The sequence below is a fragment of the Candidatus Cloacimonas sp. genome (genome assembly GCA_039680785.1).
Lineage (GTDB): Bacteria > Cloacimonadota > Cloacimonadia > Cloacimonadales > Cloacimonadaceae > Cloacimonas.
The window spans coordinates 1-9,196 of sequence record JBDKSF010000041.1; the positions used below are offsets into that span (position 1 = coordinate 1).

General features: G+C 38.0%; 5 protein-coding genes. 1 reads left to right on the plus strand and 4 read right to left on the minus strand.

Annotation, left to right across the window (positions count from 1 at the left end):
• Positions 1–529: 529 nt before the first annotated feature.
• From ABFC98_02620 to ABFC98_02635, 4 genes are all read right to left on the minus strand, one after another.
• On the minus strand, positions 530–2,998 hold the full coding sequence (locus tag ABFC98_02620; protein ID MEN6444922.1) for a FlgD immunoglobulin-like domain containing protein: 2,469 nt from the start codon (positions 2,996–2,998) through the stop codon (positions 530–532).
• Positions 2,995–4,041: an MraY family glycosyltransferase gene (locus tag ABFC98_02625; GenBank protein ID MEN6444923.1), complete on the minus strand. Its 1,047-nt coding sequence runs from the start codon at positions 4,039–4,041 to the stop codon at positions 2,995–2,997. Before ABFC98_02625 ends, ABFC98_02620 begins: the two co-directional genes overlap by 4 nt.
• 3 nt (positions 4,042–4,044) lie before the next feature.
• Positions 4,045–5,178, minus strand: coding sequence for a glycosyltransferase (locus tag ABFC98_02630; GenBank protein MEN6444924.1), 1,134 nt, complete (start codon positions 5,176–5,178; stop codon positions 4,045–4,047).
• 310 nt (positions 5,179–5,488) lie between these two features.
• On the minus strand, positions 5,489–7,153 hold the full coding sequence (locus tag ABFC98_02635) for a hypothetical protein (GenBank protein ID MEN6444925.1): 1,665 nt from the start codon (positions 7,151–7,153) through the stop codon (positions 5,489–5,491).
• Between the two features lie 1,397 nt (positions 7,154–8,550).
• Here ABFC98_02635 and ABFC98_02640 point away from each other — a divergent pair.
• Positions 8,551–8,997 (plus strand): hypothetical protein, encoded by a 447-nt coding sequence (locus tag ABFC98_02640; protein MEN6444926.1) that lies wholly within the window; start codon positions 8,551–8,553, stop codon positions 8,995–8,997.
• The last annotated feature ends 199 nt before the right edge of the window (positions 8,998–9,196 follow it).

Here is a 9,196-nt window from a genome sequence, read left to right on the forward strand (position 1 = left end):
TGACCTTATTCAAAGATAGGGGAAAAGAATGAATTGATGTGGAAGATCACAAACAAAACCGATTTTAACTCAAAGAACGACACAAAGATAGCGATGGTGGCGTAAGCCCCTCGAAATAAAAGATATAAAAAAGTCCCAGCGGGACGATACATACTAACGACGGGTTTTAACCCGGCGCAAATAGTAACAGCTACAATTAGTCCCAGCGGGACGACAGATTTGAGCGAAGGGTTTTAACCCGGCGAGAATACAGGAGGGTTGACGTCCTCGTCAACCACAACAAACAAACTATTAGACAATCCTAAAATAGAGCGGAAACTACATAATTCGTTTGTAAGGAGAACGACGAGGAAATCGTTCTTCCCAAAGATGTATTCTCTTTTGCAATCTGCGTAATCTGCGTCATCTGCGTGAAATATTTTCGTTGTTTTCGTTGTAAAATTATCCTAAAATCCCCAAAATCCTGTTCATCCCAGACCTATTCTTATTTTTATCTGTGTTATCAGTGTAATCTGTGAGAGGTCTTATTTCAATCATTAATGATAGCGAGCTTTCCCTTTTTCACATTACCTGCATCATCAGCCACCACAAAAAAGTAAATACCGCTGGCACACTGTTTTCCGTTTGCATTTTTTCCATCCCACTGGAAACGACTGAAGGCATTTTCTTTCAATTTCATTACTAACGCTCCTGAGGCGTCATAAATTCTGCAATCCGCTTTTCCGGGAGGCATATTATCCACTGGCATATTTACAATTTGCAGATAGGGATGAATGGATGGTCTGAACGGATTGGGAAATGCCTTTAAATTTTGCAGGGTAGTTAAGGGTTTAACTGTTCTGCTGATTCTAAGAGTATTAAATCCATCCGGGGTTCCGATTATTAGGTTTCCGGCAACCGGATCAAAACCCAGCGAAGTAATATAATTGGAAATGAGAGGGTAATTTGGATAAAAATAATTGGTAAACCTTTCCGTATATGGATCATAAACGGAAAGTCCATTTTCCATACTCCCAAGCCAAATTCTATTTTGCGCATCCAAATATATGCAAGTAGGAGTTGTTCGGACAGATCCAAAAAGGCGTTCTTCATCTACATAATACAAAATATCATTTTCCCACTGATGACTTATAGGGCTATATTTATAGCGTTTGATCATTGTGTCATAGCGATACCAGTCAGTTTCATTCCACATAAAAACACCCGTGCTGGCAGCAATCCAATGTTGTTTTCCTTCGTAAGGAGTTTCAACGGTGACCACTCCATAAACTACACAATTGTTCAAATTTGGCGGAGAAGGAATAACCCAATAATCACCTCCGGTAACAGGAAGAGAATCATTATTCCAGATAGTAAGCCCTCTGTCATTATTAGTTCCGATAAAATATTGCTGTCCATTATAATATCCATAAAGGACACTATTATATAGCGTATTGGCAGGAGAAAAATGAGCAACTTTCTCAAAATTCATATTCAGAATATCTACACCTCCAATATAACACATCACCATCATTAAAGAATCACTTGCTGGATAGATTCCTCCAATGGTGCCAGTAGATAAACGCGTGGAAGTATCATAAATACTCCAGGTTTCGGATACATTATCGTAATGACGGATCCCTTCGTCTGAAATATGCACCCAGGAATTATTATCCTCATCATAGATACTAATTCCTTTTTCCCAACCTTGAGGACTGGAAGAATTATCCCAAGTGGCAAACCATTTTCGGTTTAAGTGGTCAACAGCTATGCCCAAAACATTGTCGGTATGAATTGGACTGTTATGAATGTTCAAGGTTTTCCAATCGCCATCAGCAAATTTACTAACTCCCATAGAACCTTTTTTTACCGGAAGATTGGACATATAGCCACTGGCAAACCATAAGTTATAATTATTGTCAGTTACCACTTGACCAATTCTGGGAAAACCGATACAAGCAGGATCATAGTTAATCCAAGTGTCATCTTCTTGTCTAAAAAATCCTTCCCCCCAGCTACAAAGATATATTTTACCGTTTATTTCCAAAATTCTGCTGATGGGGCTATAGCCCAAGCCGTTTGTTTCTTTCAGAATATGGGCATAAGTATTATTTTCTATCAAAGTGAAAAGAGAATCGGTTGTATTTGTATAGCTTGAGGTTGCTTCTTTCCAACTGGCATACGCAACCCATAAACGGGATTGGGAATCCAACAAAACAGAAGATACATCTTTACCGGTTAACATATTGCCTACATTATAGTTTAGCCAGGAACCGCCGTTCATATCTAAAGAATGCACATAAACCTTGTCATAAAAACCGATGGCAAGATCATCACTATTTGCCGATAAAATGGGATTTCCTCCACTTAAAACAGGATTACCAACTCCTTGTATCGTTTTCCAAGCGGAGTCAATATCCAATGAATCCAAAGGGACATAACTTACTCCATTGGTTGTGGCTAAAAAAAGAGTTCCCGTGTCCGCCAGCAACATATCTACAATATTGTTTCCAACCATTCCTCCGGAAGTAGTGGCAGAAGTATATTGATGTAGCATTAAGGGGAAAGAAACACTCGGCAGATAATAAAAAACAGCCAGTCCTTCGGAAGTGGCGACTAAAATGGTAGATTCGTGTTCAATTATTCGGGTAACTTTTAATGACGGCAAACCCAAATCGCTACCAATATCCTGAAACCCTAATTGACTTAAGATGGAGATTCCATTATCCGAAGAACCCATCCACAAACTTTCCGAAAAATCAATATATGTAAGAGTTCTTATGTCATTGGAAACTAACCCGTTGCCTTTATTATATACATTTGTTTCCGAATAAGAACTGAGGTCTTCTGAATCATTTATCGAATTTAATTTTAGCACTCCACCCCAAGTGGCACAATATAGATCATTTCCCTTTAAAATTAAATCATAAATATGATTGGTATTAGTATAGGTCTTCCAGCTCTGAGCAGACAAACAAACACTCATCAGCATAGTGGCAAAGATAAATAGCTTTCTCATTTTTTTTGCTCCTGTCGCATAAGTAAGTAGGCAAGAATCACCATAAAGGCAAAAAGCCCCAAAAGTAAAGTAAAAAGCACTTTCTTGGATGAAAAAGAAAAGCCGATCGCAATCAATCCAAACATCAATGTTACAAAATATACTATAATCGCTATTGTTCTTTGGGAAAAGCCAAATTCCAACATTGTATGATGAATGTGCTTTTTATCTGCCTGAAAAATGTTTCCCAAGCGTAATCGCCGAAAAATAGCCAGAATAATATCCAAAACCGGAACTGCCAAAGCCGCCAGAGGAACCATTAAAGTCATTGAAGTAATACCTTTATATTGAGCGGTAGTGGCAGTTGAAATCGCCGCCAGATTGAGCCCGATAAATAAAGCTCCCGTTTCTCCCATAAAAATTTTTGCCGGATAAAAATTATAGTGCAAAAAAGCCAAATTGCCAGCTATCAAAAAACTGGAAAGCGCAATTACCATCTGATTTTTATCTTTGATGCCAATGGTAAGCAAAACTGCACACACAATAATCGTTATCCCACAAGCCAAACCATCCAGTCCATCAATAAAATTAATGGCATTGAACATTAGCAAATACCAGAAAATAGTTACGGGAAAAGCCAACCAGTCCAAAACAAATTCATTGCCAAAGGGATTAGTTAAATATAAAACCTTATAGCCACATAGATACATTATCACTGCTAAGCATATCTGCCATAAAAATTTGTAACGAGCACGGCTTTCAAATCGATCATCCCAAAGTCCGAAAAGGAGAGCTAAAAAACCCACTCCCGCAAGCTCCAAAAGCATTTTGCCGATTTCCACATTGCCACTGAAAATGCCAAAAGTTGCTTGCGCAATTAAGATTGGCAGCGCAAAACAAAGTCCGCCTGCTTCCGGAATCGGTTTTTTGTTTATTCTGCGTTCATTGGGATAGGCAATCAGCTTTAGTTTGTGGGAAAATTTCAAGTTTAAAGGGAATAGCAGATGCCCAGCAAGATAAATTACCACCGCTTCCAGCACTATTAGAATGTAGATATTGATCATTAATTATATCCTTGTTGTTTCGGGTTTGGTAGATCGATACAGCTCTCTATAAGAACTGACCATTGTTTCATAATTACAGAGCTCATTTATCTTTAGGGCTGCCAGCTGACCTTTTTGGTATGCGGTTTGGGGGTCTCTAACTATTTTTACAAAGGTCTTCACTAATTCGGCGTTGTTATTTAGAGGAACTATGTAACCGGTTTCATTATTTACCAGTTCTTTTAGAGATGGCAGATCGGAAACAATTATTGCCAAACCAGAACTCATTGCTTCGATAATACTGAAGGGCATTGCTTCCCAACGCGAATACAGAACAAAGACATTAAATATTTTCAGCCAAGGCAGCACATCGTTATCCCAACCCACCAGTAAAATCCTTTCTTCCAAGCCATAACTATGAATGATTGCTTTACACAAATCATAATATTCGCCATCACCAAGATAGATGAATTTAAGTTTGGGTTCGCTTATACAAGCATTACAGGAAGCGGATATTAAATCTATTACATTTTTTTGAGTGGAATAGCGTAAAGTGGAACCGATAATAATTTCTTGTTGAGCTTCCTTTCTATTTTTGGCAATATCTTGCAGCTCTTGATTAAATTTGCGGGGCAGTGCATTATAAATGGTTAACGCCTTTTCCGGCTTTATTAATCCCAACTCTATGCCATTAAACCGATCGGAATTATTCACAAAGACAGTAAAATCCCCCAGGGAGTTACCAATCTTTTCGGCAAGCTTAAAAAAACGATATACAAACGGATTTTGATTATCCTGAAACGAAAAACCATGTGAGGTATGAATAATTAAAGGGATTTTACATAAACGGGCAGCCATTCTACCTAAAAAACCTGGCTTGGAACCATTAGTATGCACAATATCAAAACTATGCTTTTTGAATATATAGAGTAAATGAACAAAGGTTACTAAATCCCAAAGACAAATCTGATGTCGAAAAGTAGGGAGCGGGATATATTTATAACCTCGGCTCTTTACTTCCTGAACAAATTCTCCACTGGGTTTGCTGGCAACCCAAATTTCAAATTCGTCTTTGCTTAAACTATCTAAAAGGTGCAAAGAAAACCTCTGCGCACCATACATAACTGGTAACATCTGTAGGTGTAATACCTTTTTCATCTTTGTCCTTATATCATTTTTTATCTGTGCAATCTGTGTAATCTGTGAGAGGTTTTTTTCTCTCTTATTTTCCTCGCCGGGTTAAAACCCGTCGTTAATATCTGTCGTTCCTACGGAACTTCAATTTTAAATCCCTAAAATCTCAATAATCCTGTTCATCCCATACCTATTCTTTTTTTATCTGCGTCATCTGCGTGAGCTCTTTTTCTCTTCGCTCTCAGCCCTCTGCTCTCAGCAAATCAAAATCCTGTTCATCCCCTACCTATTCTTTTTTTATCTGTGTAATCTGTGTAATCTGTGAGAGGTTTTTTCATCTTCCCTCCAGTACGATCACCGCTATAGAATCCGCTTTGATATTTGTAAACTGTATCTGGTTTCCTTTCACTTTTGCCGGCATTTCCACCACTTCTTTAATTTTCGGATTTCCATGCAAGCACAGTGTAAAACTCTCCAAATTATCTGGAAACATCAATCCGATCTGATCTTCGTTTTCATTTATCGTAACTCTTTTTCGCTTTTCCCACCAGTCAACTAATTCCCCTGCCGTAGTCAGATAGGTATTACTACTTTTAATTAGTGCCAATAGATAAGGATAGAGTTTATTCATATAGCTGATATTGCTGAAACTGGCAATCGTGAAATCCGTGCTGAATATACTATGTGTGCGCAATGCGTTTTGGAAGAACTTTTTCAGTTGATGTTTAGCGTCTTCCAATTGCAGATAGTTATGTTTATTAATCTTTAAATATTCATCTCTATATATGGTAGGAATTTCCCAATAATCAGCTTTGGAGCCATTTATCCAAGGTTGCCAGGGTAAGCTCATTCCGTTTTTATATCCGGGAAGTGATTGAAACGCAGTGTTTTGACTAAACCTCGGAGAGATTTTATTATGCAAATCGCGGATAGAATTATTAATTTTATAGCCCAGCTGCCTGATTCCCAATTTCTCTTTACCCAGCAGATGCAACAATATCTGTTTACGCGTTAAAAACTCATCCTGGGTAAGTTTATCGGCAGTAGCCAAAAGACCTATTTCATTTCCGCTATGCAAGATTTTCTGAATTTCTTCCTGCAGATCAGGATCTTCCAGAGAGTAATCAATATCTTCATTTGCCTCGGTTGCCAGATAGTATGTGCTACGACAATTGGAGTCCTTTTCCTGATTTAAAAACTCATCAAAATTCCAGTTAAGCTCGTAGTTAGTAAAAAGATATTGGAGTTTACCTTTAATCGTATGTGCCAATTGTTTCCAGCGAAAAGTAAATAACCTTGCCAAATCGTCAGGGAGGGAAAGGATTAGCGAAGAGGCATTCCATTTTTGCAAATCATCTATACTATGTGATAAAAGCACAGCTGCCTGTTGAGCGGATGGCCATAATAACTTTTGAGCAATGCAATTATTTTTAGCGCGGCAGTGTTCTTTGATCAGCGAATCCACCAGCCACAGCAAATTATCTACAATTGGCGTTTCTCGATAGTTGTAAAAAACACTGGCACCATCAGGATAATAGCCATTTTCCATTGAGCCGGCATCACTACTTTCTTCCAGATTGCTTAGATGCAAAAAGATGTTACCCACCAAGTCAAAATTGATTTTCCCACCACTGATGTCACTTTCCGTATAATTTTCCGCTGGGTAGTCAAATCTGCGGGCTGAAATAATCGGCGTTATATTCAACAACTTTATTTCCCGAATACATCTTCTCAAACGGTCTGCACCGTATGCTTTGGTATCAAAAAAATCTGGATCACAAGGAATGAATAATGTGATATAATGTTTTGCCAGACCTTTTAGCTCTTCCGGAGTGGGCTCTGTGTAACCATATATCAGCAAAATATCGTTTGTTTTCAGCTCTTCCAGCTCTTCCAGAAAACGAAAGTTATATCCCAAGGTCTGGAAAATAAAGCCAAACACATATTTTATTTCCCTCGTCCAACGAGTCACTTTACTGTCTATTACTATAGAGATCATCTTATTTATTTACCATCTATTGCTTTTTTTACCTCTTTCTCACTAAGCTAATCTGCGTCAAGTTAAATCCTCCCTCCGCTCTCCGCCCTCCGCCCTCAGCCATCAAATCCAAATCCCCAAAATCCCTTTCATCCTGTTCATCCCCTACCGATTATCTTTTTTATCTGCGGAATCAGCGAAATCTGCGTGAACCATTTTTTCTCTCCGCCCTAAGCTCTCTGCCCTCAGCCCTCTGCCCTTAGCCATCAAATCCTAATCCCCAAAATCCTTTTCATCCTGTTCATCACCTACCTATTCTCATTTTAATCTGCGTAATCAGCGAAATCTGCGTGAACCATTTTTTCTCTCCGCCCTAAGCTCTCTGCCCTCAGCCCTCCGCCCTCAACTCTTTCATCTGTGAAATCAGTGTAATCTGTGAGAGATATTTTTTATCTTTTTTCTCTGCGTCATCAGCGAAATCTGCGTGGGGCATAGATTTTTTTCCACACTGCTAACATCTTATCCTAATTTATCTTATCTTCCTTGCTTTTATCCTCGTTCTCTTCAATGCTCAATTTGCCTCTAAAAAAAGATTGACAATCACAGCCCCAATTTCAATTGTGAACTCGATTATAAAAAATATGAACGAGAGTATTATAAAACTATGGCTAATTTACCGATAAAATACAGGGCAGCAAAGAATTTCAGACATAACCTCTATGACTTCCCAATTACCTCCCTAAAAGGTAATTTCGAAGTCAATTTTTTTATCTGCTCTGCTTTTTGTCTTTCTGTTCCTGTTTTTTGTCATTCCGCCCTTTCTAAGAAATCCATCCCAGTTCAAATATAATACTCTACCAGCTATAATTATCAATGCCTTACGCAATACTAAATGCATAAGCCACGGGGCGAAGCTGTAAGTTGAACAACCGAATTCTAATTCTACAAAAGAGCATAAACCAATTTTATTTGTTTTAGCAAGTGATTTTAATCAATGTCAAAAACTGGCTTTCGACCAAATCTGGAAAGCGAAGATAGAATGTTTGTTGTAGAAAAAATAACCCTTGCCTACATACCTGTCGTGCAGATAATGTCCTGTTAATTGGCTTTTTACCTAATTGTGCCACGGTAGTTGCAACATATATTACTTGGTAGAAGACGGGAAAAAGTTGAATCTTAACTTGCAGATTGTGATTTATTGGGGCACTCTAAAAAAAGGGAGAGCCAAGCTCAAAAATAATTTTTTTAATGATTGCATCTGTATGTGTATGAGTAAGTTGGATATCTATATTAACTGATTTATACAGTCATTATAAAAATTTCTCATATTTGTCACCATTTTAATCCATTTTGTCACCCCCATATAAGTAGAGGGTCAAAAAAATGAATGACCCTACAAAAAACATGGGAGAAACAAAATGAAAGCAACAGTAAAACTTGCTTTGCCCGGTTTTACCGGAAATATGGATGATATGGTAATCTACTACAATTCAAAATTGAATAAGTTGATTGCCAAAAGAAAGGGGACTGTTAATTTTGTACCCGATCACAGTATTACTAAAGAGATTTATGCTTTTGCCCGTAGGATTAACTTGTCTGCTGATTACAAAAAGGATTGCGACAAGTATATCAATGCTTACAATTCCAAAAATCGACGAAAAGGAAAAGCAATGAGTTCCTGGCCCTCAGTTTGGATGAAAGTGATGAGAGCTCAAAAGAAACTTTTACCCGATCTTGATTTGAATACCCTAACCCGCGAACAAGCAATTGAAGCAAACTTGGGTTGTATATCTATTGCCAAATCTATAGAAGCGGGCTTTCTGGAAAATGTTTCAGGCCATCAAAAACTAACAAGCTTGATTTAAAGTGCAGAAGTGCTGAGAGCAGAGAGATGAGGGCAGAGAGATGATGGATAAAGAAATGTATAGATTTGAGAAACTAGTATAGCGTCCATTATTTAATGTTGCATCAATAAGATATTTGGTTATCTTTTCTATATATCAGATTTAAAGAGGAGAAAACCATGGAACAAAGACGAAAGAGACCTGCATTAGTGATAGACAC

Coding starts and splice junctions, on each gene's coding strand:
- ABFC98_02620 (MEN6444922.1), bottom strand. CDS start 2,998: ATGAGAAAGCTATTTATCTTTGCCACTATGCTGATGAGTGTTTGTTTG.
- ABFC98_02625 (MEN6444923.1), bottom strand. CDS start 4,041: ATGATCAATATCTACATTCTAATAGTGCTGGAAGCGGTGGTAATTTAT.
- ABFC98_02630 (MEN6444924.1), bottom strand. CDS start 5,178: ATGAAAAAGGTATTACACCTACAGATGTTACCAGTTATGTATGGTGCG.
- ABFC98_02635 (MEN6444925.1), bottom strand. CDS start 7,153: ATGATCTCTATAGTAATAGACAGTAAAGTGACTCGTTGGACGAGGGAA.
- ABFC98_02640 (MEN6444926.1), top strand. CDS start 8,551: ATGAAAGCAACAGTAAAACTTGCTTTGCCCGGTTTTACCGGAAATATG.